At 69.6% G+C, this 26,829-nt stretch carries 29 protein-coding genes and 3 pseudogenes; 18 read left to right on the forward strand and 14 right to left on the reverse strand.

Annotated features, from left to right (window positions below):
• Positions 1–103 precede the first annotated feature (103 nt).
• Positions 104–1,018: a methyltransferase domain-containing protein gene (locus ASC70_RS08570; protein WP_056048909.1), complete on the reverse strand. Its 915-nt coding sequence runs from the start codon at positions 1,016–1,018 to the stop codon at positions 104–106.
• Between ASC70_RS08570 and ASC70_RS08575 the strand changes: the two genes are divergently transcribed.
• The 4 genes from ASC70_RS08575 to ASC70_RS08590 are packed head-to-tail and all read left to right on the forward strand — an operon-like array spanning position 1,017 to position 3,393.
• Positions 1,017–1,814, forward strand: a complete 798-nt coding sequence (locus ASC70_RS08575; RefSeq protein WP_056048912.1) for a ComF family protein — start codon at positions 1,017–1,019, stop codon at positions 1,812–1,814. The two genes, ASC70_RS08570 and ASC70_RS08575, sit on opposite strands and share 2 nt — an antisense overlap.
• A gap of 26 nt (positions 1,815–1,840) precedes the next feature.
• Positions 1,841–2,095: a glutaredoxin 3 gene (grxC, locus tag ASC70_RS08580; RefSeq protein WP_047410260.1), complete on the forward strand. Its 255-nt coding sequence runs from the start codon at positions 1,841–1,843 to the stop codon at positions 2,093–2,095.
• Positions 2,092–2,925: a carbon-nitrogen hydrolase family protein gene (locus tag ASC70_RS08585; protein WP_056048915.1), complete on the forward strand. Its 834-nt coding sequence runs from the start codon at positions 2,092–2,094 to the stop codon at positions 2,923–2,925. Before grxC ends, ASC70_RS08585 begins: the two co-directional genes overlap by 4 nt.
• Before the next feature lie 33 nt (positions 2,926–2,958).
• On the forward strand, positions 2,959–3,393 hold the full coding sequence (locus ASC70_RS08590; RefSeq protein WP_056048918.1) for a DUF1178 family protein: 435 nt from the start codon (positions 2,959–2,961) through the stop codon (positions 3,391–3,393).
• A 121-nt stretch (positions 3,394–3,514) separates the two neighbouring features.
• Here ASC70_RS08590 and ASC70_RS08595 read toward each other — a convergent pair whose 3' ends face one another.
• The 3 genes from ASC70_RS08595 to ubiG form a co-directional block, all read right to left on the reverse strand.
• A complete protein-coding gene (locus tag ASC70_RS08595; protein WP_047410270.1) occupies positions 3,515–3,811 on the reverse strand; it encodes a glycine zipper 2TM domain-containing protein in 297 nt (98 codons plus the stop codon).
• A 109-nt stretch (positions 3,812–3,920) separates the two neighbouring features.
• Positions 3,921–4,928 carry a glycine zipper domain-containing protein gene (locus tag ASC70_RS08600; protein ID WP_056048921.1) on the reverse strand — a complete coding sequence of 336 codons (1,008 nt, stop codon included), beginning with the start codon at positions 4,926–4,928 and terminating at the stop codon, positions 3,921–3,923.
• A 123-nt stretch (positions 4,929–5,051) separates the two neighbouring features.
• A complete protein-coding gene (gene ubiG / locus ASC70_RS08605) occupies positions 5,052–5,822 on the reverse strand; it encodes a bifunctional 2-polyprenyl-6-hydroxyphenol methylase/3-demethylubiquinol 3-O-methyltransferase UbiG (protein ID WP_056048926.1) in 771 nt (256 codons plus the stop codon).
• A 168-nt stretch (positions 5,823–5,990) separates the two neighbouring features.
• On the opposite strand from ubiG, the gene ASC70_RS08610 reads away from it, so the two are divergent.
• The 11 genes from ASC70_RS08610 (at position 5,991) to ASC70_RS08660 (ending at position 17,172) form a co-directional block, all read left to right on the forward strand.
• Positions 5,991–7,238 carry an aspartate kinase gene (locus tag ASC70_RS08610; protein WP_056048929.1) on the forward strand — a complete coding sequence of 416 codons (1,248 nt, stop codon included), beginning with the start codon at positions 5,991–5,993 and terminating at the stop codon, positions 7,236–7,238.
• 177 nt (positions 7,239–7,415) lie between these two features.
• The gene (locus tag ASC70_RS08615; RefSeq protein WP_056048932.1) at positions 7,416–7,880 is read left to right on the forward strand and encodes a hypothetical protein; all 465 of its coding nucleotides are present in this window, start codon (positions 7,416–7,418) and stop codon (positions 7,878–7,880) included.
• Positions 7,881–8,090: 210 nt separating this feature from the next.
• On the forward strand, positions 8,091–8,822 hold the full coding sequence (locus ASC70_RS08620; RefSeq protein WP_056048935.1) for an AraC family transcriptional regulator: 732 nt from the start codon (positions 8,091–8,093) through the stop codon (positions 8,820–8,822).
• A gap of 47 nt (positions 8,823–8,869) precedes the next feature.
• The gene (locus ASC70_RS08625) at positions 8,870–9,439 is read left to right on the forward strand and encodes a hypothetical protein (protein WP_056048938.1); all 570 of its coding nucleotides are present in this window, start codon (positions 8,870–8,872) and stop codon (positions 9,437–9,439) included.
• A gap of 76 nt (positions 9,440–9,515) precedes the next feature.
• Positions 9,516–10,469 (forward strand): DMT family transporter, encoded by a 954-nt coding sequence (locus tag ASC70_RS08630; protein ID WP_056048941.1) that lies wholly within the window; start codon positions 9,516–9,518, stop codon positions 10,467–10,469.
• Positions 10,470–10,708: 239 nt separating this feature from the next.
• Positions 10,709–11,137, forward strand: a complete 429-nt coding sequence (locus ASC70_RS08635; protein ID WP_056048944.1) for a hypothetical protein — start codon at positions 10,709–10,711, stop codon at positions 11,135–11,137.
• 280 nt (positions 11,138–11,417) lie between these two features.
• Positions 11,418–13,682 (forward strand): phosphoenolpyruvate--protein phosphotransferase, encoded by a 2,265-nt coding sequence (ptsP, locus tag ASC70_RS08640; protein ID WP_047410293.1) that lies wholly within the window; start codon positions 11,418–11,420, stop codon positions 13,680–13,682.
• Between the two features lie 158 nt (positions 13,683–13,840).
• Entirely contained in the window at positions 13,841–14,905 is a 1,065-nt protein-coding gene (locus ASC70_RS08645; protein ID WP_056048947.1) for a RodZ family helix-turn-helix domain-containing protein, read from the forward strand.
• Between the two features lie 182 nt (positions 14,906–15,087).
• Positions 15,088–16,227, forward strand: a complete 1,140-nt coding sequence (ispG, locus tag ASC70_RS08650; protein WP_056048950.1) for a flavodoxin-dependent (E)-4-hydroxy-3-methylbut-2-enyl-diphosphate synthase — start codon at positions 15,088–15,090, stop codon at positions 16,225–16,227.
• A gap of 11 nt (positions 16,228–16,238) precedes the next feature.
• On the forward strand, positions 16,239–16,640 hold the full coding sequence (locus ASC70_RS08655) for a hypothetical protein (RefSeq protein WP_056048953.1): 402 nt from the start codon (positions 16,239–16,241) through the stop codon (positions 16,638–16,640).
• A 79-nt stretch (positions 16,641–16,719) separates the two neighbouring features.
• Entirely contained in the window at positions 16,720–17,172 is a 453-nt protein-coding gene (locus ASC70_RS08660) for a MaoC family dehydratase (protein ID WP_047410303.1), read from the forward strand.
• A gap of 4 nt (positions 17,173–17,176) precedes the next feature.
• Here the strand turns inward: ASC70_RS08660 and ASC70_RS08665 are convergent, their stop codons facing one another.
• On the reverse strand, positions 17,177–17,503 hold the full coding sequence (locus ASC70_RS08665) for a multidrug efflux SMR transporter (RefSeq protein WP_056048955.1): 327 nt from the start codon (positions 17,501–17,503) through the stop codon (positions 17,177–17,179).
• The gene (locus ASC70_RS08670; RefSeq protein ID WP_082539632.1) at positions 17,500–18,156 is read right to left on the reverse strand and encodes an FMN-dependent NADH-azoreductase; all 657 of its coding nucleotides are present in this window, start codon (positions 18,154–18,156) and stop codon (positions 17,500–17,502) included. The genes ASC70_RS08665 and ASC70_RS08670 overlap by 4 nt, the downstream gene beginning before the upstream one ends.
• An 85-nt stretch (positions 18,157–18,241) precedes the next feature.
• Here ASC70_RS08670 and ASC70_RS08675 point away from each other — a divergent pair, with 85 nt between their 5' ends.
• Entirely contained in the window at positions 18,242–19,114 is an 873-nt protein-coding gene (locus ASC70_RS08675) for a LysR family transcriptional regulator (protein WP_056048958.1), read from the forward strand.
• A 345-nt stretch (positions 19,115–19,459) separates the two neighbouring features.
• Here ASC70_RS08675 and ASC70_RS08680 read toward each other — a convergent pair whose 3' ends face one another.
• Both ASC70_RS08680 and prfA read right to left on the reverse strand, forming a co-directional pair.
• Positions 19,460–20,224 (reverse strand): pseudouridine synthase, encoded by a 765-nt coding sequence (locus ASC70_RS08680; protein WP_056048962.1) that lies wholly within the window; start codon positions 20,222–20,224, stop codon positions 19,460–19,462.
• 3 nt (positions 20,225–20,227) lie between these two features.
• Positions 20,228–21,298, reverse strand: a complete 1,071-nt coding sequence (prfA, locus tag ASC70_RS08685) for a peptide chain release factor 1 (protein WP_056048965.1) — start codon at positions 21,296–21,298, stop codon at positions 20,228–20,230.
• A gap of 229 nt (positions 21,299–21,527) precedes the next feature.
• On the opposite strand from prfA, the gene ASC70_RS08690 reads away from it, so the two are divergent.
• Positions 21,528–22,058, forward strand: coding sequence for a DUF1993 family protein (locus tag ASC70_RS08690; protein ID WP_056048969.1), 531 nt, complete (start codon positions 21,528–21,530; stop codon positions 22,056–22,058).
• A 26-nt stretch (positions 22,059–22,084) separates the two neighbouring features.
• Here the strand turns inward: ASC70_RS08690 and ASC70_RS25950 are convergent.
• The 3 genes and pseudogenes from ASC70_RS25950 to ASC70_RS08700 all read right to left on the reverse strand — a co-directional run.
• A pseudogene (locus ASC70_RS25950) lies at positions 22,085–22,160 on the reverse strand (hypothetical protein); the annotation flags it as partial.
• Between the two features lie 35 nt (positions 22,161–22,195).
• Positions 22,196–22,669, reverse strand: a complete 474-nt coding sequence (locus ASC70_RS08695) for a molybdopterin-dependent oxidoreductase (protein WP_056048971.1) — start codon at positions 22,667–22,669, stop codon at positions 22,196–22,198.
• 138 nt (positions 22,670–22,807) lie between these two features.
• Positions 22,808–23,479, reverse strand: coding sequence for a LysE family translocator (locus tag ASC70_RS08700; protein WP_056048974.1), 672 nt, complete (start codon positions 23,477–23,479; stop codon positions 22,808–22,810).
• Between the two features lie 95 nt (positions 23,480–23,574).
• Here ASC70_RS08700 and ASC70_RS08705 point away from each other — a divergent pair, with 95 nt between their 5' ends.
• Positions 23,575–24,957, forward strand: a complete 1,383-nt coding sequence (locus ASC70_RS08705; protein ID WP_056048977.1) for a PLP-dependent aminotransferase family protein — start codon at positions 23,575–23,577, stop codon at positions 24,955–24,957.
• Positions 24,958–25,717: 760 nt separating this feature from the next.
• Here the strand turns inward: ASC70_RS08705 and ASC70_RS25560 are convergent.
• The 3 genes and pseudogenes from ASC70_RS25560 to ASC70_RS25955 all read right to left on the reverse strand — a co-directional run.
• Positions 25,718–25,849: pseudogene (locus ASC70_RS25560) on the reverse strand (hypothetical protein); the annotation flags it as partial.
• A 283-nt stretch (positions 25,850–26,132) separates the two neighbouring features.
• Positions 26,133–26,660, reverse strand: a complete 528-nt coding sequence (locus ASC70_RS08715) for a GNAT family N-acetyltransferase (RefSeq protein ID WP_056048982.1) — start codon at positions 26,658–26,660, stop codon at positions 26,133–26,135.
• Positions 26,661–26,707: 47 nt separating this feature from the next.
• Positions 26,708–26,779: pseudogene (locus ASC70_RS25955) on the reverse strand (hypothetical protein); the annotation flags it as partial.
• Positions 26,780–26,829 lie beyond the last annotated feature (50 nt).

A 26,829-nucleotide genomic window follows, 5' to 3' on the forward strand; every position in this document is an offset into this window, starting at 1 on the left:
CGAAGCTGACGGATGAGGGGTTGATAGGCCTGTCCGGATAGCGGAGCGCGACCCCTCACCCGACCCGCTTCGCGGGCCACCCTCTCCCGCAAGGGGAGAGGGATCATGGGGTGGGTTTGTCCCCCGCCGGCTGTTCCTTGACGCCCAGGGCGTCGGCCAACCGCATCTTCGCCGAGCCGGGCCGCAGTGGCTTCTGCTGGCTGTCGTGCGGGGCCCAGCCGGTCACCGAGACGATCTCGAACGTCGCCGGCACGCGGCCGTCGGCTTCGGCGAAGCGCTCGACATAGAGCTCCATCGCCCGGAACAGCACCTTGCGGCCCAGCGGCTTGCGCGAGCGGTCCAGCAGCACGCTGGTCTCGCCCATGGCCCGCAGGTCCTGCATCAGCTTGATGGGATGGGCGTAGCGGACCTTGACCCGGTCGACGTCGGCGACGGGCAAGGCGAAGCCGGCCCGCTGCAGCAGGCCCGCCGCGTCGATGGCGTCGGCGAACGGCGAGACTCGCATCGAGGCGCCGCCGACCAGCTCGGCCTCGGCCGCCAGCAGGCACTGGCGCAGCTCGGTCAGGGTGGCCCCGCCGAAGATCGCGCCCAGGAACAGGCCGTCGGGCCGCAGGGCGCGGCGGATCTGGATCAGCGCGCCGACCAGGTCGTTGGTCCAGTGCAGGGACAGGGTCGAGACCACCAGGTCCAGGGTCGCGTCGCCGAACGGCAGGCGCTCCTCGTCGGCGACGACGCGGAGCGTGTCACGGCCGGCCAGCATCCGCCCCGACAGGTCGGTCTCGATCAGCGTATCGATGTTGGCGCGGGCGTCGCTGTCGCTCAACGCTTTGAAAAAATGGCCGTTTCTCGCGCCGAGGTCGACGGCGACCGGAAAGCGTCGCAGGATCGTCTCCAGCCGCATGACCAGGTCCTGGGCCGTCCGCGCCTTGAGAAAGTCGGCGGACGCGAAGGCGGGCGCGGCGCGGTCGAGGCGGGCGCGGTGCAGGGCGCGGTCGAACAGGAGGGGCGAGGCGGTCATGGGCGCGGAACATGGCGATTTCGGACCGACATGGAAAGCCGGCCCGCGTCTTATGCGCGCGCATTTGACGGGGCTGGGCCGCGATCTGCTGGACCTGCTGCTGCCGCCGTCCAGCCTGGACGGGCAGGCGGCGCTGAGCGGCGGGCTGACCGCCTCGGCCTTTTCGAAGCTGACCTTTCTCGACGACCCGGTCTGCGACGGCTGCGGCTTGGCCATGCCCTATGCCGACGCCGCCCAGGAACGCTGCCCCGCCTGCCAGGCCAGGCCGAAGGCTTTCCAACGGGCGCGCGCCGCCTGCGTCTATGACGAACACTCGCGCGAGCTGGTCCTGAAGCTGAAACACGCCGATCGCACGGACCTGGCCGGCCTGTTCGCCCGCTGGCTGTCGCGCGCCTGCGCCGAGCTGCTGGCCGAGGCCGACGCCGTGGTCCCGGTGCCGGTGCACCGCGCCCGGCTGCTGCGCCGGCGCTACAACCAGGCCGCCGAGATCGCCCGGCCGCTGGCCCGGATGGCGGAGCTGGCCTATCTGCCCGACGTCCTGACCCGCCGGCGCGACACCGCCAGCCAGGGCGGCAAGTCGGCCTCGGGCCGGCGGCGCAACGTGGCGGCGGCCTTCGTGGTCCCCGAGGCGCGGCGGGCCCAGGTGGCCGGACGACGGATCGTTCTCGTTGATGACGTGTTGACCACGGGCGCCACGGCCGAGGGATGCGCGCGAGCGCTTTTGGCGGCCGGGGCGGCGCAAGTGACGCTATCCGTCGTCGCGCGCGTTACAGAAATGCAGGCGCGTCCTATATGAGGACGCACACGTCCACGAGTCGGAACATGGCCCACGTCACCATCTACACCCGTCCCTTCTGCGGCTATTGCGCCCGCGCCGTCGCTTTGCTGAGCGACAAGGGCGCCGATTTCACCGAGGTCGAGGCCGGCATGGACCCGAAGCTGCGCCAGGAAATGATGGACCGCTCGGGTCGCACGACCTTCCCGCAGATCTTCGTCGGCGACCGGCATATCGGCGGCTGCGACGACATGATGGCCCTGGAGCGCGAGGGCAAGCTGGACGACCTTCTCGCCGCATGAGCCCCTCCGCGCCCTTGAGGGTTGGTCTGGTCCAGACCCGCACGCCCGCGACCCACGCCGCGGCGCTGGCGCACGTCGCGCCCCTGGTCCGCCAGGCGATCGGGCAGGGCGCCCAGTTCGTCCTGACCCCGGAATGCACCAACGTGGTGCAGAAGGACCGGAGCAAGCTGCTGCCGACCCTGACGGCGCTGGAGGACGATCCGGTCGTCCAGGGCCTGCGCGCCATCGCGGCCGAGACCGGGACCTGGATCGACATCGGCTCGGCCTTGGTGCGGCGCGAGGACGGTAAAGCCGCCAACCGCCAGGCGGTGATCGACCCGACCGGCGCGATCGTGGCGACCTACGACAAGCTGCACATGTTCGATGTCGACCTTCCCACCGGTGAAACGGCGCGGGAGTCGGCGACCTACACGCCGGGCGAACGGGCGGTGGTGGTGGAGACGCCGCTGGCGACCTTCGGCCTGACCATCTGTTACGACATGCGCTTTCCGGCCCTGCACCGGGCCCTGGCCCTGGCCGGGGCGACGGTGCTGACGGTCCCGGCCGCCTTCACCCGGCCGACCGGCGAGGCCCACTGGGACGTGCTGCTGCGCGCCCGGGCCATCGAGACCGGCTCGTTCGTGATCGCCGCGGCCCAGGGCGGCTTCCACGAGGACGGCCGCGGCACCTGGGGGCGCACGATCGCCATCGGGCCGTGGGGCCAGGTGCTCGGAAAACTTGACCACGACGAGCCCGGCGTGTTGATGGCCGATCTAGACCTGCCCGCCGCCCTCGCGGCGCGGGCGGCGATCCCGGTCCTCCAGAACGCCCGGCCTTTTGCTGGGCCCTAAAGCTCACTACGTGAAGCGCACCATTTAGAGACCATGATCAAGTACGCGCTTCAGTGCGATGCGGCCCATGAATTCGAGGGTTGGTTCGGCGCGTCGGCGGACTATGACGACCAGGTCCAGCGCGGCTTGATCCAGTGCCCGGTCTGCGGCTCGACCGGCGTCTCCAAGCAGATCATGGCCCCGGCGGTGGCGGGGACGAAAGCCCGGCGCGCGGAGCCGGCGGTCGACCCGAAGATGCGCGAGATGATGATGACGGCGATGGGCGAGGTGCGCCGGCACGTCGAAGAGAACTTCGACAACGTCGGCGACGCCTTCGCCAAGGAGGCCCGCGCCATCCACGAGGGCAAGTCCGAGGAGCGCGGCATCTACGGCGAGGCCTCGCCCGCCGAGGTCAAGGCCCTGGTCGAGGACGGCGTCCGCGTCGCCCCGCTGCCCCCCGCGGCGCCGAAGAAGACGGATGTGAACTGAGGCTACCGAATCCCTCTCTCTCAGAGAGAGGGAATTCCAAAGTTCCCCAGGCGCAAAAAGGGCGGCGGACCCTTGGATCCGCCGCCCTCTTGAGCTTCCGAGGAAGCGCTACCTCTACCGACTAGCGGTACTCGTAGTGGCACTTCTTCTTGTGCTTGCCGATCTGGTGACCGGCCACGCCGCCGACGCCGGCGCCGAGCAGCGTGCCTTCGGTCTTGTTGCCGTGACCGGCGATGGTGTTGCCCAGCAGGGCGCCGCCGAGGGCGCCGATGACGGCGCCGTTCTTGGCCTTGGACTTGTTGCAGACCAGGACGCGGGTGCGGTGACGCGACTGGGCGTCGGCGGCGGTGACGGCCACGGAGCTGACGGTGAATCCGACAACGGTGGCCAGAACGATGGCTTTCAGGCGGGCGCGCATGGCGGCTCTCCGGTAGTTTCTTGGTTAAGATCCCTCGGGACGTAAACGCCCAAGCTGACGGCCGGTTGCCAGAAAGTCGGCCAGCCGACCATCAAGCTTGGGTACAGCATCAGCCCTCGAGGCGATAGCGTCCGTCGGCGTCGGGGCAGACCCGGACGTAGCGGGTCTCCACCCGGCCGTTGTAGTCGGTCGGGGCGGGGGCCAGGCGGCAGCGTTCGCTGGCCGAGGCGTAGCGGCCGTCGGCATAGCGATAGGGCTCGGTCTGCTCATAGGTCCAGTAGTTGCCGCGCGTGTCGCACTTGGCCGAGGCGTTGCCGACCGCCGCGCCGACGCCGGCCCCGACCAGGGCCCCCAGCACCGTGCCTTCCGGACGGGCGTTGCGGGCCGCGACGTTCGAGCCGAGGGCCGCGCCGGCCAGGGCCCCGATCACCCCGCCGACCGTGGCGTTGCGCTTGGCGTCCTGGCGGCAGTCGTTCGGGTAGTTGACGTTGGCGCTGGTGTCGACGCTGTAGGCGCCGGCATAGGGCGCGGCGAAGCGGGCCCCTTCGCCCGGATGACGCCGGTCGTACGCGCCGACGCCGCGCCGGCGGTCATAGTCGTCGCGAGTCCGCAGATAGCGCTCGCGGTCGCGCTCCCACTGATCGCGGTTGGCGTCGTAGCCGCTGGTGTAGCTGACGCCGCTGACGCGGAAGCGGTCGGCCTCGTCGGGATGGCGGCGGTCATAGGCGCCTTCGCCATAGCGGCGGTCGTAGTCGTAGCGGGCCCGCTCATAGCTGGCCCGGCCGCGCTCGAACTCGGCCTGCTCGGCGTAGTAGGCGGCGCTGTCGCGATACTGGGCCACGCGGTAACGGTCGGCATAGGTGGGATAGCGACGGTCATAGGCGCCGACGCCGTAGCGGCGGTCGTAGTCGTCGCGGGCGCGGATGTAGTTGGCGCGGTCGCGCTCATAGGCCGCCTGGCGGTCCTGATACTCGCTGACCCGCTCATAGTAGTTGCTGCGCTGGGCGTCGTAGTTCTGCAGGCTGCGCTGATACGCCGAATCCTGGGCCAAGGCGGGCGCGATCGCGCCGCACGCCATCGTGGTGGCCAATATCGCGGCCAAGGTCTTGGAAGTCATGGTGTCTCCGTTCCCTCTAGAACGGATCGACGGCCGACCCCCGATACCGGGTCGCCAATCCGGGTTCATGTCCCTGCGGAGGAAAAGCCCGCCGTGGACCGAAGTTCCCGGAACTTGACCGTTTCAACCCCGGGTGGCGGTCATCATGTAATTGATGTCGACATCGCTGGAACGGCTCCAGCGGCCGGTCAGCGGATTGTAGGCGACGCCGAACGGGCCCTGGACCTCGACCGGCTCGCCGGCCAGGAAGGCGCGCAGCTCCTCGGGCTTGAGGAACTGCTTCCAGTCGTGGGTGCCGGGCGGCACCCAGCGCAGCACGTATTCCGCCCCGATCTTGGCCAGGGCCAGGGCCTTCAGGGTGCGGTTCAGGGTGGCGACGATCATCAGGCCGCCGGGCTTTACGAGCCGCGAGCAGGTGCGCAGGAACTCGCCCGGATCGGCGACGTGCTCGATGACCTCCATGGTCAGCACCACGTCGAACGGCCCAGCGCCCTCGGCCAGCAGCTGCTCGGCGGTGGCGGGGCGGTAGCCGATGGCCAGGCCCTGCTCGGCCGCGTGGGCGGCGGCGGTCTTGATGTTGTTCTCCGAGGCGTCGACCGCCGTGACCGCAAAGCCCAGCCGCGCCATCGGCTCGCTCAGCAGCCCGCCGCCGCAGCCGATGTCGAGCAGGGTGAGGCCCTCGAACGGGGCGCGGGCCGCGCCGTCGCGGTCGAACCGCGCCAGGGCCTGCTCGCGGATGAAGGCCAGCCGGCAGGGATTGAACACGTGCAGCGGCGCGAACTTGCCCTTGGGGTCCCACCACTCGGCGGCGATGGCCGAGAACCGCGCCACGTCGGCGGGGTCGATGCTCCACGAGGGGGCGCCGGGGGAGGGGGCGGAAGCGGCTTCACTCATGCGGCTTGTCTACCATGCGGAGTTTTTCGCGCCACGATCCGAGAAAAAAGACACATCCGCGACATTGCCGTTGCGCGATGGCCCCGCTAGAAGGCGCGGGCTTGCGCGAGGGGGAGCGATCCGGCCGCGCGGGCGCAAGAAATAACCAAGCCTCGAGGTACAGAAGACGTGTCACGTCTGGTGATGAAGTTCGGCGGCACGTCGGTGGCCGACCTGGAGCGCATCCGCCGGGTGGCGCGCCTGGTCGCCGCCGAGGTCGCGACCGGCAAGCAGGTGGCGGTGGTCGTGTCGGCCATGTCGGGCAAGACCAACGAGCTGGTCGCCTGGACCGACGGCTCTGGCCGCGCCGCGCAGGGTCTTCCGGAATCGGACGACGAGTACGACGCCGTCGTCGCCTCGGGCGAACAGGTCACGGCCGGCCTGCTGGCCATGACCCTGCGCAACATGGGCCACAAGGCCCGCTCGTTCCTGGGCTGGCAGGTGCCGATCCTGACCAACGAGGCCCACGGCAGCGCCCGCATCGAGGACATCCCGCCGGCCAATCTGGAAGCCTGTTTCGCGGCCGGCGAGATCGCCGTCATCGCCGGTTTCCAGGGCGTGACCCCCAAGCAGCGCATCACCACCCTGGGCCGGGGCGGCTCGGATACCTCCGCCGTGGCCATCGCCGCCGCCGTCAAGGGCGCGTGCGACATCTATACGGACGTGGACGGGGTCTACACCACCGACCCGCGGATCGAGAGCAAGGCCAAGCGCCTGGCCAAGATCAGCTACGAAGAGATGCTTGAAATGGCCTCGCTGGGGGCCAAGGTGCTGCAGACCCGTTCGGTCGAGATGGCCATGGCCCATCGCGTCCCGGTGCGGGTGCTGTCGAGTTTCGTCGAGCCGGGCGAAGCCCCCGGCCAAGGTACGATCGTCTGCGACGAGGAAGAAATCATGGAAAAGCGCATCGTCTCGGGCGTCGCCTACAGCCGCGACGAAGCCAAGATCACCCTGCTGGGCCTGCCCGACCATCCGGGCGTGTCCTCGCAGATCTTCGGCCGTCTGGCCGACGCCAACGTCAATGTCGACATGATCGTGCAGTCGCGCGCCCGCAGCGCCGACACCGCCAACATGGAGTTCACGGTCGGCAAGCGTGACGCCGCCCGCGCCGTCGAAATCGTCCGCGCCGCCCGCGACGAGATCGGATTCGAGGACGTCGCGGTCAACGAGGACGTCGCCAAGGTGTCGGTGATCGGCGTCGGCATGCGCAGCCACGCCGGCGTCGCCCAGTCGATGTTCGCGGCCCTGGCCGAGAAGAACATCAACATCCAGGTCATCTCGACCTCGGAGATCAAGATCTCGGTCCTGATCGACGCGGCCTATACCGAACTGGCCGTGCGGGCCCTGCACGCGGTGTACGGGCTGGACCAGCTTTAGTTCTTAAAGGCTGTCATCCCGGCCAAGCGCGCAGCGCGCCGAGCCGGGACCGCCGGAAGCTCCGAGCTTGTCGCGGTCCCGGCTCTTCGCTTCGCTGCGGCCGGGATGACAGCTCTTTAGATAAAAACGTCGTGTTCTGACGTTAGGAAGACGCCGCACCTCTCGCCGAGAATCGCCATGTCCGACGTCTTCAAGTTCGATCCCTTCGCCAAGACCGTCACCTTTCACGGCGATGCCGGGCTCGAAATGCTCTACGATTTGCTGCTGCGCGCCAAGTTCGGCGACGGCTACGAGAAGCCGCTGCTGATCAGCCCGTGGCTGGCGGCCCTGCTCAACCAGCTGGACAAGGCTCTGCCGGACGAGGGCCAGTGGTTCCCGGAAAAGCCCGGCCAGCCGATCTTCGACACCGACGACCTGCTGGCCATGGGCGACGCGGTCATCGAGGAAGGCCACACCGTCGGCTGGTGGACCATGACCGAGCCGGAAAAGCGCGCCTATCTCCGCAACGTCATCGCCGCGCCGCACCCGCTGACCGACCTGGAGGTCGAGTTCATCGAAAACGATATCGACGCCGCCTTGGCCCAGGCCCGCCGCCTGGTCGCCGACGCCGACGAGCCGCTGTCCCTGCCGGGGCACGGGTAGGGGGCGCTTCCAATAACCTGCCTTCCTAGGCCTTGTGCCTAGGACCCATCGTTCCGTCGACGTGGATCAGGGCCTTAGACGCCCACGCTGGCGGAGAGCGCCCGGAATCTCAAGATCAAGCCGAGCCTTGGATCCTAGGCACAAGGCCTAGGAAGGCGGGATTTTGATGAGTGGTAATAGGCTGCCACGATCTCCGCTACAGTCAGTTCCATGGGCCACCATCTGACCGCCCCCGCCGAGCTCTCGTTCCGCCGCTATGGCCGGGACGCGCCGCCGCACGTCCATGCGTTCGACCAGATCGTGCTGCCGCGCCGGGGCGTGCTGGAGATGGAAATCGACGGCCGGGGCGGCCGGGTCGATCCGGGCCGCGCGGCGGTGGTCCCGCCCGGCGCGCGCCACGCCTTCGCCGCCTCGGGCGAGAACCTGTTCGTGGTCGCCGACATCGGCGAGGCGCTGATGAAGCCGTTCGAACGCCTGCGCGAGCGGCCGTTCGCCCCGGTGACCGGCGCGGTGCGCGGCCTTCTGGAGTACCTCGCCGGCGAAGGTCCGGGCCCGATCGCGGGCGGCGTGGCCAGCCTGTGGACGCCCCTGCTGCTGCGCGGCCTGTCGGCGGCCCCGATCCGGGTCGACCCGCGCCTGGCCCGCGCCGCCGCCCTGATCGAGGCCCGCTACGACCAGCCCCTGACCGTCCGCGACCTCGCCGCCGAGGCCGGCATGAGCCAGAGCCGGTTCTTCGCGCGGTTCTCGGAGGCCTTTGGGACGACCCCGCACGGCGCACTGTCGGACGCGCGGCTGCGGGCGGCGCAACGGCTGCTGTCGGATACGAGCCTCTCCATCGCCGAGATCGCCGTGCGGACGGGCCACGGGGATCAGAGCGGGCTGACCAGGCGGATGAAGGCGATGCTGGGCGTCACGCCAGTAGCGTGGCGGAAGGGGCGGTAGCATCTCCTTATGGTTGCGTCCGGCCAAGCTTGCGCTAGGCTGGCGCCATGTTCCTCAACAGCGAATTCGCGAAGCGGTTCGAGCCGCGCGGCGACGGTTATCTCTTCCGCGAGCGTTTGGGCGCGCCCGGCTATGAGGTCAGCGCCGCCGAACGCGACGAGTTTGTCGAGCAATTCAATCGCCGCATGACCTGGATGAATTGGGGCCTGTTCGGCGGGGGCTTTGTCCTGTTGCTCGGCGCGGCGTGGCTGAGCGTGGAGTTGGCCTTCACGGACCCGGGCCCCCTCATTTTCGCGGCCATGGGCTTGATGTTCGCCGGCTACATGCCCGCCATCCTATGGCTGTGGGGAGATCCGAAGAGGCGGCTGGCCGCGCGCGCCGCCGCCGTCCCGGGCCTGGACAAGGCGAGCGCCCGCAGGGAGGGGCTGCGCAAGCTGGACTGGAGCAGGCTGGGATTGTGCGTGCTGTTCGCCGTCTTCCTGGTTTTCAAGGCCTATGGCGAGGACCCGTCGTTCGGCAGCGGCTGGAGCCGTGCTTGGCTAGCCCTCGCGGCTGCTCTGCTCATCGTCGCGGCGGTCCAGGCGGTGCGAAAATGGCGGATCGAGACGCGATCCTGACACCGGGGAGGATCCGCCGAGGCTCCAGGAGCTTTCGCCAAGCCCGCGTCGTCCTGAACTGCTAACTCCCGACGCCATGAACACCTCCCGCAACCTCCTCCTCGGCCTGTTGTGCGGCCTGATCGCCGGCGCGTTCTGGGGCGGGGTGTTCCTGGCGCCGAAGCTGCTCCAGGCCTTCACGCCACTGCAGATGACGGCCGGGCGCTACATCGCCTACGGCCTGGCGTCGGCGGCGCTGCTGGCGCCGAGCTGGCGGACGGTGATGGCCAGGATGGACCGCCGCGACTGGCGCGATCTGGTGCTGCTGAGCCTGCTGGGCAACCTGATCTACTATGTCGGCCTGTCGATCTCGGTGCAGAGCGCGGGCGTGGCCCTGGCCTCGCTGATCATCGGCCTGCTGCCGGTGACCGTGACCCTGGTCGGGGCCAGGCCGGGGGAGGGGGTTGCGCTCCGCCATCTGGCCGCGCCGCTGGCCCTGGTCTTGGCCGGCGGGGTCTGCATCAACGTCTCGGTGTTCAGGGAAACCCACGGTGTCGGGATCGGCCGGCAGGTGGTCGGCGTGCTGGGCGCGACCCTGGCCCTGGCCATGTGGACCGCCTACGCCGTCTGGAACGCCCGGCGGCTGGCGGCGACGCCGAAGTTCACCAGCCACGAGTGGTCGCTGCTGACCGGCCTGGCCACCGGCCTGCTGGCGCTGCTGCTGGTGATCCCCGCCTTCCTGCCGGGCGGCAAGGTCCACGCGCCGGCGGCCTGGGGCGGGTTCTGGGCGGTCAGTTTCGCGGTGGCGATCGGGGCCTCGGTGATCGGCAACGGCCTGTGGAACGCCGCCAGCCGCCTGCTGCCGCTCAGCCTGTCGGGCCAGCTGATCGTGTTCGAGACCCTGTTCGCCCTGCTGTACGGTTTTCTGCACGAGGGCCGCTGGCCGCGCGGGCTGGAGACGGCCGCGATCGTGCTGATGCTGGCCGGGGTGCTGTGGTCGGTGCGGCTGCATCGGCCGGCCGCCAAGACTGTCATCCCGGCCGCAGCGTAGCGGAGAGCCGGGACCGCGACAGGCTCAGCGCTACCGGCGGCCCCGGATCGGCGCGCTGCGCGCTTGTCCGGGATGACGCGGGTTTTTGGGCCCCGAAATCTTTTTCTCAACATGAAGCGAACCTGAACAACGCGGTTCAGATCAGGTTCAAGCGGCGGGGCTCATAACCAATCCCAACAGCGCCGCCCAATCTCATTTTCGGGAAAGGGGGCGACGCTTTCAGAGATTGGAGCCCTGCCATGAAGACCATCGGCAAGTTCACCAAGACCATCGTCGCCGTCGCCATCACCGGCGCGCTGGTCGCCCCCGCCTCGGCCGCGTTCGCCGGCGAAAAGACCGATCGCGCCATCGTCGGCGCCCTGATCGGCGGCGTCGCCGGCGCGGCCCTGGGCCACGGCAAGGGCGACGCGGTCGCCATCGGCGCGGTCGCCGGCGCGGCGCTGGGCGCCACCACGGCCAAGGACAAGTACGACCGTCGCTACAGCAGCGGCTATCGGACCGCCCCGCGCTACGACAACCGCTACAGCGGCTACAGCAACAGCGGCCGCTACGGCTACGACAACCGCTACAGCGACAACCATCATCGCGACAGCCGCTACGCCTATGACCGTGATGACCGTCGTCACGACCGCTACGACAACCGCTACGCCTACGGCTATCGCCACTAGGCCTCGACTATCGCCGCTGGTGTTTTGATCCCTCCCCAGTGTGCAGACTGCGCCGTCCGGTTCCAACCGGGCGGCGCTTTTTCACGCCTCCCATCTTTTCGAGAAGGAATGCGGCGGCGCTTTTTCGCGCCGCCGCACCTAATCGACGTTCGGTTGTTCGGACCCGCTAGTTCCGATGCGAAATCTGCTATAGCCCCCATCTAGGAACGGGTGGTCTTTAACCCCTGGCGCTTGAAGCTAGGCTAGACCTGTTCAGGGTTAGGGAGCGCACGCGGGCGAGATGGCTGCATCCGGCATCGCCGTTCGAGGTCCACGCAGCCTGCTGCGGCAGATACGCGAGGCCATGGCCGGCGGCGGACCCGCCCAGGCCAAGCTCGACATGGTGGTGCGCACCATCGCCATTTCGATGGTGGCCGAGGTCTGCTCGATCTATCTGCGCCGCGCGTCCGGCGATCTCGAACTGTTCGCCACCGAGGGCCTGGCCCGCGAGGCCGTCCACGTCACGCGGCTGCAGCCCGGCGAGGGCCTGGTCGGCGAGACCATGCGCCTGGGCCGGCCGCTGAACCTGTCCGACGCCGCCAGCCATCCGCAATTCTCGTACCGCCCGGAAACGGGAGAAGATCCCTACCACGCCTTCCTGGCCGTGCCGCTGCTGCGCGGCGGCCGGGCGATCGGCGTGCTGGTCGTCCAGAACCGCACCGAACGCGTCTATGACGAGGAGGAGGTCGAGGACCTCCAGATCATCGCCATGGTGCTGGCCGAGATGGTCAGCTCCAGCGAGCTCCTAGGCGCCGCCGAGCTCAAGGACGTCGAGCTGGCCCCGCACAAGCCGGAGCGGCTGAAGGGTTCGCGCTTCGCCGAGGGGCTGGCCTACGGCGTGGCGGTGCTGCACGAGCAGCCGGTCGCCCCCGAGACCCTGCTGTCCGACGACGCCCTGGCCGAGGAGGCTCGCCTCTCCTATGCGATCGAGGCGTTGCAGACCCAGATCGACGAAATGCTGGAAGGCCAGCACGGCCTGGTCGGCGCCTCGTACGAGGTGCTCGAGACCTACCGGATGTTCGCCCACGACCGGGGCTGGAACCGCGGCCTGCAGGAGGCGGTGCGTTCGGGCCTGACGGCCGAGGCCGCGGTCGAGCGGGTCCGCTCCGAACACCGCGCCCGCCTGGGCCAGGCTCGCGACCCCTATCTGCGCGAGCGGCTGCACGACCTGGAAGACCTGAACGACCGGCTGCTGCGCCACCTGTCGGGCGACGTGCACAAGGTGCGCCAGCTGCCCGACGACGCCATCCTGATCGCCCGGAACCTGGGGCCGGCCGATCTCTTGGAATACGACCGCACCAAGCTGAAGGGCATCCTGCTGGAGGAGGGCTCGGCCGCCAGCCACGCCGGCATCGTGGCCCGCGCCCTCGACATCCCCTGTGTCGGCCGCCTGGCCGGTCTGCGCGATCGGGTCAGCGAGGGCGACCCGGTGGTGGTCGACGCCGAGACCCAGGAAGCCTGGCTGCGGCCGCGCCCGGACGTGGTCAAGGCGCTGCGGGCCCGGATGGAGGTCCGCGCCCAGCGCAAGGCCGAGTTCGCCCGCCTGCGCGACACCCCGCCGATCACCAAGGACGGGGCCAAGATCACCCTGCTGATGAACGCCGGCCTGGCCGTCGACCTCGACATCCTGGCCGAGACCGGGGCCGAGGGCATCGGCCTGTTCCGCACCGAGTTCCAGTTCATGGTCGCCGAGGAGCTGCCGCGCCTCGAGGCCCAGACCGTTCTCTACGAGAAGGTGCTGGAGGCCGCCAACGGCATGCCGGTGACCTTCCGCACGCTCGACCTGGGCGGCGACAAGCTGCTGCCGTACATGGAGCTGGAGCGCGAGGACAATCCGGCCCTGGGCTGGCGCGCCGTGCGCATGGGCCTGGACCGTCCGGCCCTGCTGCGCATGCAGATCCGCGCCCTGATCAAGGCCGCCGCCGGCCGGCCGCTGCGGGTGATGTTCCCGCTGGTGGCCAATGTCGACGAGTTCCGCGCCGCCCGCTCGTTCGTCGACCAGGAAGTGGCCTGGGCCCTGAAGCGCGGCCGGCCCGCGCCCGCCCGCCTCGACGTCGGGGCGATGATCGAGGCCCCGTCGCTGCTGTGGCATTTGGACGCGCTGTTGCCGATGACCGACTTCGTTTCGGTCGGCACCAATGACCTGATGCAGTACCTGTTCGCCGCCGACCGGGGCAATCCGAAGGTCTCGGACCGCTACGACCCGCTGTCGCCGGCCGCCCTGCGGGCCCTGAAAACCATCCAGCAGGCCTGCGCCGACACCGGCACGCCGGTGTCCGTCTGCGGAGAAATGGCCGGTCGCCCGCTGGAAGCGTTCGCGTTGATCGCGCTGGGTTTTGAAGCCCTTTCGATGCCGCCGGCCGGCATCGGACCGGTCAAGCAGATGGTGCTGTCGTGCGACCGCGAGGCCGCCCGGCGCAACGTCGAGGCCCTGCTGAAGGGGACCAGCGGATCCTTGCGCGGCGAGATCGAAACCTTGGCCCGGAAGCTCTATGTGGCGGTTTGATCTAAGCTTGGCTATTAACCAAGCGTGACCTTTTAGTACATTGAATCCCGCTACTTAGTTTGATATCCACAAACACTTGTTAAGACTCCGTGCGCTACGGAGTGGGGGAGCGTACGCCGCGTTCGCGCGCGGCGCGATTTTGGGGGCTACTGACTCGCATGCCGCTGGATATGGGCAACGTGAGGCGTTTGCATTTGGTCGCGGACGCTGAAGCGGACGACACACCGGTGGCTGTGGCGCAACCGTCGCTGGACCAGGGGGCCGACATCGGTCTGGCCCTGAAGGCGGCCCGCGAATTCCGCGGTCTGACCACCCAGGACGTCGCCGACGCCACTCGCATCCGCCAGAGCTATATCGAGGCGCTCGAGGACATGCGCCTCGACGACCTGCCCTCGCGCCCGTTCACCATCGGCTATGTTCGCGCCTATGCCGGCCTGCTGGGCCTGGACGGCGACGCCGCCGTGGCCCGCTTCAAGAATGACGCGCCGGACGAGGGCGGCGAGCTGCGCGCCCCGGTCGGCGTGCGCCGCGAGCGCGATCCGCGCCTGGCCCTGATCTTCGCCGGCGGCCTGCTGGTGGTCGGCGCCATCCTGCTGTGGAACGTCGCCCAGCGCGCCATGGCCAAGGACGAGCCGCCGGCCCAGGTGGCCTCGGCCGCCGCCTCGACCCAGGTCCAGGCCCACGCCAGCAACACCCAGGTGGCGCTCGGCGCGCCGCTGCCGGCCCCGGTCGAATCGACCACGCCCGAGCCCTACAAGACCCCCGGCCTCGACGACGCCGCCGCCAACGGCGGTTCGGTCGACGCGGCCCACGCCGCCGCCAAGGCGCGCGATGCGGCCGACGCCAAGGCCGGTGTCGTCGATCCTAGCGCCCAGTTCGTGCTGGGCGGACCGTTCAAGCCCAAGGGCGCGGTGATGGGCGCTTCGCCCGCCGAGTCCTCGGGCGTCATCCTGCAGGCCCGCAAGGCCGCCACCCTGGTGGTGCGCGGCGCCGACGGCCAGGTCTATTTCGCCCGCGCCCTCGCCGCTGGCGAGGCCTATCGCGCCCCGCGCACGCCCGGCCTGACCGCCGACGTCTCGGATCCGGCGGTGTTCGAGGTCTATGGCAATGGCGTGCTGACCGGCCGTCTGCAATCGAGCCAGACGGCCCTGAGCAAGCTGGTCCCGGCCGCGCCCGCGGCGCCGAAGCCGGCGGTGGCGGTGGCGGCTCCGAAGCCTCAATAATTCCCTTCTCCCCTTGCGGGAGAAGGTGGCCGCGAAGCGGACGGATGAGGGGTTGAAAGCCCCTTTCCGACAGGTCCGCGCGACCCCTCATCCGTCGCCTGGCGGCGACACCTTCTCCCGCAAGGGGAGAAGGAATGGGAAGGGCCCTTCTATCCGCCCCCAACACCCTCTAAATTACCCCCATGGCCGCAGACCACACGCACGTCCGTCCCTGGCGCATGATCACGCGTCGGCAATCGCGCAAGATCCGCGTCGGCAATGTCGAGGTGGGCGGCGACGCGCCGATCACCGTCCAGTCGATGACCAACACCCTGACCAGCGACGCCAAGGCGACGCTGGAGCAGATCCGCCAGCTGGAAGAGGCTGGCGCCGACATCGTGCGGGTCAGCTGCCCCGACGTCGACAGCACCGCCGCGTTCAAGACCATCGCCCGCGAGGCCAAGGTCCCGCTCGTGGCCGACATCCACTTCCACTACAAGCGCGGCATCGAGGCGGCCCAGGCTGGCGCGGCCTGCCTGCGGATCAATCCGGGCAATATCGGCTCGGCCGACCGGGTGCGCGACGTGATCCAGGCGGCCCGCGATCACGGCTGCTCGATGCGGATCGGCGTCAACGCCGGCTCACTGGAACGCGAGCTGCTCGAGAAATACGGCGAGCCGTGCCCCGAGGCGATGGTCGAGAGCGCCCTCAACCACGCCCGCATCCTGCAGGACCACGACTTCCACGAGTTCAAGATCTCGGTGAAGGCGTCCGACCCGTTCATGACCGTGGCCGCCTACTACCAGCTGGCCGAGGCCATCGACTGCCCGCTGCACCTGGGCGTCACCGAGGCCGGGGCGCAGCGCACCGGCACGGTGAAGTCCTCGATCGGCATCGGCTCGATGCTGTGGGCCGGTATCGGCGACACCATCCGGGTGTCGCTGGCCGCCGATCCCGTCGAGGAGATCAAGGTCGGCTTCGACATCCTGAAGTCGCTGGGCCTGCGCCACCGCGGCGTCAACATCATCGCCTGCCCGTCGTGCGCCCGGCAGGGCTTCAACGTCATCAAGACGGTGGAGGCCCTGGAAGAACGGCTGGCCCACATCTCCCAGCCCATGTCGCTGTCGATTATCGGCTGCGTCGTGAACGGTCCGGGCGAGGCCCTGATGACCGACATCGGCTTCACCGGTGGCGGAGCCGGGGCGGGCATGGTCTACATGGCCGGCAAGCCTGACCACAAGCAATCCAACGACGGCATGATCGATCACATCGTCGAGCTCGTCGAAAAGAAGGCCGCCGAGCTGCAAGCGGCCAAGGACGCCGAGGTTCTGGCGGCGGAATAGGGAGTCGAACGATGCGCGCGATGCTTCACGGGTTGGCGGCGGTCCTCGTCCTGGCTTCGGCGTCCGCCGCGTTCGCCGAAAAGCACCGGGAGCCGCCCGAGGCCGAACTGGCCAAGATGCTCGAAGGCCGCACGGCCGGGAAGCCGGTCGACTGTCTCAACCAGCGCCTGATGGGCGCTTCGCGGATCATCGACAAGACGGCCATCGTCTATGAGATGCCGGGCGGCGCCCTCTATGTGAACCGGCCCAGCGGCGCGGCCTTCCTGCACCGTGACGCCACATTGGTGACCAAGACCAACGGCGGGCAGCTGTGCCGGATGGACATCGTCACGCTGATCGATCCCGGCTCGCGCATCTCGCAGGGTTCGGTCAGCCTGAACGCCTTCGTTCCGTACCCCAAACCCGGTCGATGAGGCGCCGGCCGAGCGGGCTCGATCCGCGCACGGCGCATTTCCACTAGCCACGACGCCCCATCACGGCTAACGCCGCGTCATGATCGAACCTCATCCGTCCGGCGGCTACATCCTGGAAGAACTGTCCGTCGGGATGGTGGCCGAAAAGCGCGTGACCGTCACCGAACAGCGCATCGGCCAGTTCGCCGAGGCTTCGGACGACTTCAACCCCGTGCACATGGACGAGGCCTTCGCGGCCAAGACCGCCTATCGCGGCCGGATCGCCCACGGCCTGCTGTCGGCCTCGTTCGGCTCGGCGGTGGTCGGCACCATCCTGCCGGGGGCCGGCTCGATCTACCTGTCCCAGACCCTGGCCTTCCACAAGCCGGTGCGGATCGGCGACGTGGTCGTCGCCCGCATCACCGTCGCGGCCATCGACGAGGTCAGCGCCCGGGTGACCCTGCGCTGCGAGGCCCTGGTCGGCGACGAGCCGATCATGGACGGCGAAGCCGTGGTGCGGGTGCCGCGCCGCCGGCGGCCCCACAAGAGCTAGCCCGTCAGGTCTGCAGCCGCAGGCCGATCACGCCCAGGACCACCAGCGCCATCGCGCCCAGCCGCGGCCCGGTCACCGGCTCCTTCAGCAGAACCGCGCCGACGATCACCGCGCCGACGGCGCCGATCCCGGTCCAGACCACATAGGCCGCGCCGAGGGGCAGGCGCTGCAGGGCCTTGGTCAGCAGGGCGATGAACAGAACGAGCAGGGCGACCGAAGCCGCGCCCCAGCCGAGATGGCTGAACCCGTCCGCGCGCTTGGCGGCATAGGCCCAGGCCACGTCGGTCAGGCCCGAGGCGACCAACAGCATCCACGCGCCGCCGGTCGTCATGCGCCTTGCCCCAGGACCTTGGCCGCGAGAAATCCCGGCGCCAAGGCCTGCAGCTGGGCGCTGGCGTCGGCGAGGCCGTCGGCGATCGCCTCGGCCGGGCCCACCGTCGGTCCGGCCCCGATCACCGTCGCGTCCGAGAGGCCGATGAAGGCCAGGGCCGCCTTCAGATAGGGCGTCGCCAGGTCCTGGCGGCCGTAGCTCAGCCCGGACCGATAGTCGCCGGAGCTGGCCAGCACCGCCACGACGGGCCTGGGGCGGAGCAGGGGCGCATAGCCCTCGCCGGGCGTGAAGCGGAACGTGAGGCCCGGCTGGGTGACCAGGTCGATATAGTGCTTGAGCTTGTAGGGAATGCCGAAGTTCCACAGCGGCGAGGCGATGACCACGGCGTCCGCGCGGGCCAGCCGCTGGACCATGGCCTCGACCCCGCGCCAGGCGTCGATCTCCGCCGCGTCGTGGGCGCGGCCGGCCAGGCAGGCGTACTTGGCCTGCAGCAGGGCGCCGTCCAGTTCGGGCAGGGGCTTGGCCCAGAGATCCAGACGATCCACCGTCACGCCGCCGTGGGACGACAGTTGCTCGACGAACTCCCCCGCCAGCGCCGTCGAGATCGAGGACGGGCCTCGCGGCGAGGCTTCGATGAACAGAAGGCGAGACATGGAAGGCTCCGATCCTGGCCGTGACGGCCGCACCGATCCGATCTAGTTTCGTGTCCCCGCGACGAAAATAGCCAAGAAGGCGAAGATGATTCGCAAGGATGCGAATGGCATCGACTATGCCGACGTCGAGCTGGTCGTGGCCCTGGCGCGCGGCGCCTCGATCAAGGCGGCCGCCCGGGCGCTGGGCGCACACGTCGCCACGGTCTATCGCCGGCTGGGCCGCATCGAACAGCGGCTGGGCGGGCCGCTGTTCGAACGGGATGACGGCCGGCTGTTCCCCAACGCCCGCGCCGCGCCGATCCTCGAGGCCGCCGAGGCGCTTTCGGAGCGACTGCACGCCCTCGACCTGACCCTGGCCGCCGCCGACGCCCGGCTGGTGGGGCCGCTGGCGGTGACGACGCCGGACTCGCTGATCGGGCCGGTCTGCCGCCTGGTCCACGCCTTCCAGCGAGCGCATCCCGGCGTCGAGATCTCCCTGACCGTGTCGAGCGCCTTCGCCGACCTGGGGCGACGCGAGGCCGACGTCGCCATCCGCCCGACCCGCACGCCGCCCGAGACGCTGCTGGGGCGGCTCGTCGGCGGCTTCGACTTCCGGGTCTATGTCGCCCGCGACGCCCCCGCCGAGGGGCTGGGCTGGATCACGTTCGACGACAGCATGCTGGGCGCGCCGTCCGCGCGATGGGTCGCGCACAGGGGGCAGGCGGAGGGCTCCAGCTGCCGGGTCAACAGCATGGCGGTGGCGGCCGAGGCGGCGGCGAGCGGCCTTGGCCGCGCGGTCCTGCCGGAATACCTGGCCGACGCACGGCTGCGCGGCGTCGGCCAACCTATCCCCGAACTGGCGTCAGAGCTGTGGGTGCTGTCGCATCCCGACCTCAGGGCCTCGCCTCGGATCCGCGCCTTCACCGCCTTCGCGACGGAACACCTGCGGGATGGGTTGATCCGGCCAGAGAGCGGCTAGGGCCGCGCCCAATTTCCCTCTCTCATAGAGAGAGGGAGGGGCCCGCCGCGAAGCGGTGGGAGGGTGAGAGGTTTCACCGCTGGCCGGAAATCCGGAGACAATGAGTTCCTCCCAAACGCCGACCTCCCCGGCGAAGGCCGGGGCCCAGATGCGTCCTGAGCGTTTGGGGTGTTCGCGATCCGCTGATCGGGCAGGACCGCGGGCGCTTGGTGGGTTCGATCTGGGCCCCGGCCTTCGCGGGGGAGGTCGGGAGAAGCGGCGCTTCGTTCTGAGAGATTATAACCTCTCACCCTCCCATGCTCCGCATGGACCCCTCCCTCTCTCTATGAGAGAGGGGATAGTTCATCACCCCTCAACCAGCGCCGCGCGTTCTTCGCTGGTCAGCGGACGCCAGCGGCCTTCCGGCATCTCGCCCAGGGTCAGCGGGCCGATGCGGACGCGGAACAGGTCGACGACCTTCAGCTCGACCAGCTCGCACATCCGGCGGATCTGGCGGTTGCGGCCTTCGCGCAGGACGATGCTCAGGCGCTGGTCGGAGATGACCTCGACCTCGGCCGGGCGCAGCTCGCGGCCGTCCAGTTCCAGGCCGAAGCGCAGCAGCTCCAGCTTCTCCTCCGTCAGCTCGCCCATCACCGCGACCCGGTATTCCTTTTCCAGGTCCGACTGCGGGCCGATCACGGCCTTGGCCACGACGCCGTCTTGCGACAGCAGCAGCAGGCCGCGCGAGTCCTTGTCCAGGCGGCCGATCGGCGGCAGCAGGTCGCCCGACTGCGGGATCGGCGCGGGCACGCCGCCCCAGATGTTCTGGCGGGTCAGCAGGCGGGCTGCCGGGATCTGGCCGGGGTCCGGCTGGGACGACACCACGCCGACCGGCTTGTGGATCATGTAGGTGTAGGCCGCGTTCAGCTGGGCCGTGGCGCGGTCGGCCAGCACCAGGGTCTGGCCGGGCAGGATCTTGCGGCCGACGTCCTCGACGACCTCGCCGTCGATCGAGACCAGGCCTTCGGCGATCAGGGCCTCGGCTTCGCGGCGCGAGCAGACGCCGCTCTGGGCCAGCCACTTGTTGACCCGCTGGGGCTCGTCCTCGCCGTAGGTGCGGGTGAAGGCCATGGTCTAGCCGAAGCTCTCTTCGAGGCTGGCCAGGCGCTCGGCCTGATCCTCGGCGATCAGCGGGTTGATCACGTCGTCCAGGGCGTCGCCCTCCATGATCCGCGCCAGGTTGTAGAGGGTCAGGTTGATGCGATGGTCGGTGACCCGGCCCTGCGGATAGTTGTAGGTGCGGATGCGTTCCGAGCGGTCGCCGCTGCCGACCTGGCTCTTGCGGGCGTCGGAGCGGGCGGTGTCCAGGGCCTCGCGCTGCATGTCGTACAGGCGCGCCTTCAGGTTCTTCATGGCCCGGGCGCGGTTCTGGTGCTGCGACTTTTCCGAGCTGGTCACCACCACGCCGGTGGGCAAGTGGGTGATGCGCACGGCCGAGTCGGTCTTGTTGACGTGCTGGCCGCCGGCCCCCGACGAGCGGTAGGTGTCGATCCGCAGGTCGCTGTCCTTGATGTCGATCTCGACGTCCTCGGCCTCGGGCAGGACGGCGACCGTGGCGGCCGAGGTGTGGATGCGGCCTTGCGCCTCGGTGGCCGGCACGCGCTGCACCCGGTGCACGCCGCTCTCGAACTTCAGCCGGCCGAACACGCCGTCGCCGGTGATCGAGGCGACGATTTCCTTGTAGCCGCCCATCTCGCCTTCCGAGATGCTGTCGATCTCGACGCGCCAGCCCTGCAGAGTGGCGTAGCGCTGATACATGCGGAACAGGTCGCCGGCGAACAGGGCCGCTTCGTCGCCCCCTGTGCCAGCCCGCACTTCGAGAATGGCGGAAGCGTTCTCGTCCTTGTCCTTGGGGGCCAGCATCAGGGCCAGTTCGTGCTCCAGGGCGGGGAGCTTGTCGTCCAGGGCCTGGATCTCGTCGCGGACCATGGCGGCCATTTCGGGATCGGCCGCCATCTCGTCCAGCTCGGCGCGCTCGGCGGAGAGCTTGGCCAGGCGCTCGACGGCCTCGGCCACCGGGCGCAGCTCGGCGTGCTCCTTGGAGAGCTTGACGATCTCGGTCCCGTCGGTCGCGGCGCCCATGCGGGCTTCCACTTCGCGGTAACGGTCGAGAACCTGATCGAGGCGGGCCTGGGGCAGTCGCAAGGGGCTTGTCGTGTGGCTGATTGAACGGTCGGTCTGTCTAAAGCCTTTCCCCGCCGAAGGGAATGGATCGGGGAGAAACCCGTTCGGGCTCGTAGGCCAGACGGGCCCGCAGCCGCGGGGCGACGCATAAGTATTTCGCATAGGTAGTTATTGAAAACGCTCAAGCGGGTCGCTACCTGCGCTGTGCGGCTCGGCCGGAGGGTTCGGCGGGCCTAGCGAGGGAATCCCTATGTCCGTCTCCATCCAGCACGTCGCCGTGACCTCGATCACGCGCGGCCTCAAGACGCTCTCGGCCCTGCTCGACAAGGCCAAGGCCCACGCCGAGGCCGCCGGGACCAACCCGGACGCCTATGTCCAGGCGCGCCTGTTCGAGGACATGCTGCCGCTGGCCGGCCAGATCCAGCGCGCCTCCGACACCGCCAAGGGCGCCACCGCCCGCCTGGCCGGCGTCGAGGCCCCCAGCTTCGCCGACGAGGAAACCACCTTCGCCGACCTGCAAGCCCGCGTCGCCAAGACCCTGACCTTCGTCGAGGGCGTGCCGGCCTCGGCGTTCGACGGGGCCGAGAGCCGCGAGATCGAGGTGCCGGCCGGGCCGTTCACCCTGGGCTTCACGGGCCAGGACTACCTGCTGGAGTTCGTGCTGCCGAACTTCCAGTTCCACGTCGTCACCGCCTACGACATCCTGCGCAATCAAGGCGTGCCGCTGAGCAAGCGGGATTATCTGAACCTGGGTCCGGAACGGGTGAAGACGGCGGCTTAAGAGGGGCGGAGGGCGGCTAACTTGCCCCCTCCGCGCCTGCGGCGCTCCTCCCCCGGAGGGGGAAGAAGGAGCGCGTTTCTTCCGCCCCCTCCGGGGGCGGACGACCGCGAAGCGGTCAGGTGGGGGCAAGTAGCCGCTCAGAACGCCGGCTTGACCTCGATCGACACCACCTGGCGCGGGGCCCGCGACGGCCGCAGATCTCCGTCCACCACCAGCCGATACGGCCCCTCGCGGGCGTCCAGCTTGTGGCCGTTGACGGTGTCGGCGACCACCACCGGATTGGCGCGGTAGACGGGATCGGTCTCGGCCAGCGACAGCACGCTGAAGAAGCCGTCGGCCGAACGGGCGATCACCACCTGGTTCAGATAGCGGCCCATCAGCCGCTCGCCGTGCACCACCCCGGCCTGGGCCAGTACGGCGTCGAGCCGCACGCCCTCATAGGTGACGCTGGCCCCCTTGACCGTGATCGTCGCCTTGGCGCGCGGCAGGGCGGCCAGGTCCTTGGGACCCAGCACCACGCTGTCGCGGCCGGCGATGGTGACCGTCAGGTCCTGGGCTTGGACGGCGGTGGCGAGGGCGAAGGTGGCGGCGAGGGCGAGCAGCAGGCGCATGGGGGCTCCAAATCATTGTCATCCCGGCCGCAGCGTAGCGGAGAGCCGGGACCGCCGCGAACGCTGAGTTTGCGGCGGTCCCGGATCGGCGCGCTGCGCCCCCGGGTCAAGCCCGGGGCGGGATGACAACGTGGGACGCTACCCGTGCGACCGCATCACCGGCAGCGCGGGCGCCTCGGACGCCACCTCACGTGGCGCCGGCGCCGGCGCGGCCTTGTGGTCGACGAGCAGCGGGTACAGCGAGACAACCAGCAGCGCGGCCATGGTGACATTGAATGTCCGCAGCACGGCCGGGCGGTCCAGGAACGGCCGCAGGCCTTGGCCGAAGCCGGCCCAGGCGGCGCTGCACGGCGCGCCGACCAGCATGAAGGTCCCGGCCAGCAGCGGCACGATGGTCCAGCCCGAGCCCTCCGGCGTGTAGGTCGTCACCGTGCTCAGGGCCATGGCCCAGGCCTTGGGATTGACCCACTGGAACGCGGCGGCCTGCAGGAAGGTCATCGGCTTGCCCAGGCTCTTGTCGCTCACCGAGCTGGACATGGCGATCTTCCAGGCCAGCCACAGCATGTAGGCCGCCCCGACCCAGCGCAGCACCTCGTGCAGCACCGGATAGGCGCGGAACAGGCCGCCCAGGCCAAAGCCCATGGCCAGCACCATGAAGCCCAGGCCGCAGCTGATCCCCAGGATGTGCAGCACCGTGCGGCGGAAGCCGAAGTTTGCGCCGGATGCGAGCAGCATCATGTTGTTCGGGCCGGGCGTGCCGGCCGTGGCGAAGGCGAACAGGACGAAAGCGAGCAGCAGTTCCGGGGTCATCACGGCCTCCCATCGGGCAAGATGTCACCGTGATGATTTCGATTGTATCGCGAGTCAAACCGCATATTGTTATGGTGACAATATAGGAGACGGTTGTGGTCCAGGCCTGGACGCCAGTGATCCCCGACGGCGAGGCGCCGCTGTACGAGCGGCTGGTGGGCGTGCTGCGCGGCGACATCGCCTCGGGCGTGCTGGCGGCCGGCGCGCGCCTGCCGCCGCAGCGCGAGCTGGCCTATCGGCTGGGCGTGGGCCTGGGCACGGTGACGAGGGCCTATGTCGAGGCCGAGAAGGCCGGGCTGGTCAGCGCCCATGTCGGCCGCGGCAGCTTCGTCAACGCCCTGACCGCCCACCGGCCGTTCGAGCGCGACGGACCGATCAACCTGGCCCAGAACATCGCCCTGTCGGCCCCGGCCACCAACCGGATCGCCGAGGCCCTGGCCCGCCTGCGCAAGCGCTCGGACCTGGCCGAGCACCTGGCCTACGCGCCGCCCACGGGGCACGAGGCCCAGCGGCGGGCCGGGGCGGCCTGGCTGGCGCGGACCAGCAGCTACGAGGCGGTCGATTGGCGGCGGCTGATCTGCTGCGCCGGCGCCCAGCAGGGCCTGTCCCTGGCGCTGGGCGCGGTGCTGCGGCCCGGCGACGTGCTGCTGACCGAGGCTCTGGCCTATCACGGCCTCAAGGCCCTGGCGGCCCACAGCGGTTGGCGGGTCAGGGGCCTGGCTATGGACGCCGAGGGCCTGCGTCCCGACGCCCTGGAGGAAGCGATCCAGGCGACCGGCGCACGGGTGCTGGCGGTGCTGCCGACCCTGCAGAACCCGACGGGTCGGATCATGAGCCGCTCGCGCCGCGACACGATCGTCGCCATCGCCCGCAAGCACGACCTGACCCTGGTCGAGGACGACATCTACGGCGCCTATGCCGACGACGCCCCGCCGCCGTTCGCCATGCTGGCCCCGGAGCGGACCTTCCACATCTCGGGAGTGTCCAAGACCCTGGCCCCGGGCCTGCGCGCCGGCTTCCTGGTCGCTCCGGCCGCCGAGGCCTTCGAGCGGGTGCTGGACGCGGTGCGGGTGGTGACCTTCGCCCCGCCGGCGTTCGGCGGGTTGATCGCCACTCAATGGATCGAGGACGGCGTCGCCGACGCGATTTTGGCCGAGGTGCGCGACGAGGCCGCCGTGCGCCTGGTCATGGCCCGCGAGATCCTCGGTCCCGCGATCGAGGCCCCGCGCTCGGACACCGCCCCGCACGTCTGGCTGCCGATGAGCGAGCTGGAGGCCGAGCGCCTGGCCGGCCGGGCCCTGCGCGGCGGGGCCGAGGTCACGCCGCCGTCGGCCCCGGTGATCGAACCGGGCTTCGGCAGCGGCGTCCGCGTCTGCCTGGGCGCGACCCCCGATCGGGAGACCTTGCGACGGGGACTGGAGATCGTGGCCGGGGCGCTGTCCAGCGAGGTCGGCGAGCGGTCGCGGGCGATGGTTTAGGCCATAAAAACTGTCATCCCGGCCGTAGCGAAGCGAAGAGCCGGGACCGCGACAAGCTCAGAGTTTCCGGCGGTCCCGGATCGGCGCGCTACGCGCTTGTCCGGGATGACAGTTTTTATGGTCACCACATCAACGTCTTCACCCACGTCGAGCCATCCGGCGCCGGCGACACGACCTTGACCACCACCTGGCTGTCCTTGGCCAGCCAGAAGGTCGCCGGCTTGCCGTCGGGGCGGTTGTAGTCGGTGGTCATCACCCAACAGTCGACCTTGCCGCCGGCCGAGCTGGTCAGGACCTGGCTGCTCGTCACCTTGAACACGTAGGGCGCCGGCGGGCCGCCGCCCGGGTGGTGGAAGACGATCCTGGCCTCGTAGCCGGCCGCCAGCGGCAGGGCCTGCAGGAACTCGGTGTCGGTCTCGAAATTGAAGCTGGGCTCCGGCGAGGCCACGTCATAGGCGGCCTGGGCGTTGCCGGGCAGGTCCTTCAGGCCGACGATCCGGTCGGGCTTGAAGTCGAAGCCCTCGATCTTGGTCTGGCCGTCCTTGGTGGTGCGGCGCTCGTGGGTGAACGGCCGGAAGGTGCCCAGCTCGAACCACGAGTCCAGCGTCTTGACGTTGCCCAGCGTCGCCCCGTCCCAGTGCTGGACGATGTGCAGGCGCTTGACCCCGGCCGGGTCGGGCTCGATGCGAATCTCGCGGGTCCAGACGTCCATCGGCTGGATGGTGTCGCCCACCTGCCGGTATCGCAGGTAGCGGTGCACGGCCGGCTTGACCTTGTCGAACCGCGCCAGCGGCTGGCCGACCGGCACGGGCGTCACCGCTGCCCAGGCGGTGGAGGCCGATGCCGCGACGGCGAGCGCGGCGCCGAAGGCCGCGCGGAACATGAAACGCATGGAGAGCCCCTGATCACAGAACGCGGGCATGTGAGGGCAGGGGGCGGCGCGGCGCCACTTAAGGTTCGGTAATGCGCTGAGAGGGAGAGATCAGCAAAATCGTTGCCTCCCTAGGCCTTGTGCCTAGGGCCCATGGATCGGCTGGGTTCGGCAAGGACGGCGCGCTCCGTCCGTGTGGTCGCCTACCCTGTGGCGTCGCGCGAGCGGAAGCATGGGTCCTAGGCACAAGGCCTAGGAAGGCAGGGTTGTTGGCTTGAAGGCGGTTTTCCGGCTCAGCCGCCCCCTACAGCGCCTTTTCCATGATCACGAAGCAAAGGTCGTCGCGCTGCGGCACGCCGAAGCGTTCGTCGCCGTACGGGAAGGGTTCGGTCTCGCCGGTCAGGCGGTAGCCGCGCCGCTCGTACCAGGCGATCAGGGTGTCGCGGACCGAGATGACGGTCATCCGGATGGTCTTGCCGCCGCGCGCCTTGGCGTAGGCCTCGCAGGTCTCCAGCATCGCCCGGCCGATCCCGCCGTCCTGGCGCAGCGGCGAGACCGTGACCATGCCGACATACCAGGCGTCGTCACCAGCGAGCTCCAGCCAGGCGCAGGCATAGGGCTTCTCCCACTCTTCGTCGCGGAAGGTCAGGAGGGTCGAGCCCGGCTTGGCGGCGAGGTCGGCGCGCAGGGTGGCCTCGTCGGTGCGCTGGCCGCCCAGCAGGTAGCTCTCGCTGGTCCAACCCTGCTGGGCCAGCTCGCCGCGATAGGCCGAGTTCACCAGGGCGGCGATGTCGGCCAGCTCGTGGTCCTTGTAGAGGGTCAGCAGCGGCATGGTGGGTTCCTGGCGGAAAAGGCGCGGCAAGCTAGGGCGGGAAGGTTTCAGAGGGAAGACGAGATCTCATCTCTCCTCCCCCTCTGGGGGAGGGGGACCGGCGAACGCCGGTGGAGGGGCCCTGTGCGGTCGCGGACGCACCACCGCTTCGCGACCCCCTCCGTCTCGA

Source organism: Caulobacter sp. Root343 (assembly GCF_001425745.1).
GTDB lineage: Bacteria > Pseudomonadota > Alphaproteobacteria > Caulobacterales > Caulobacteraceae > Caulobacter.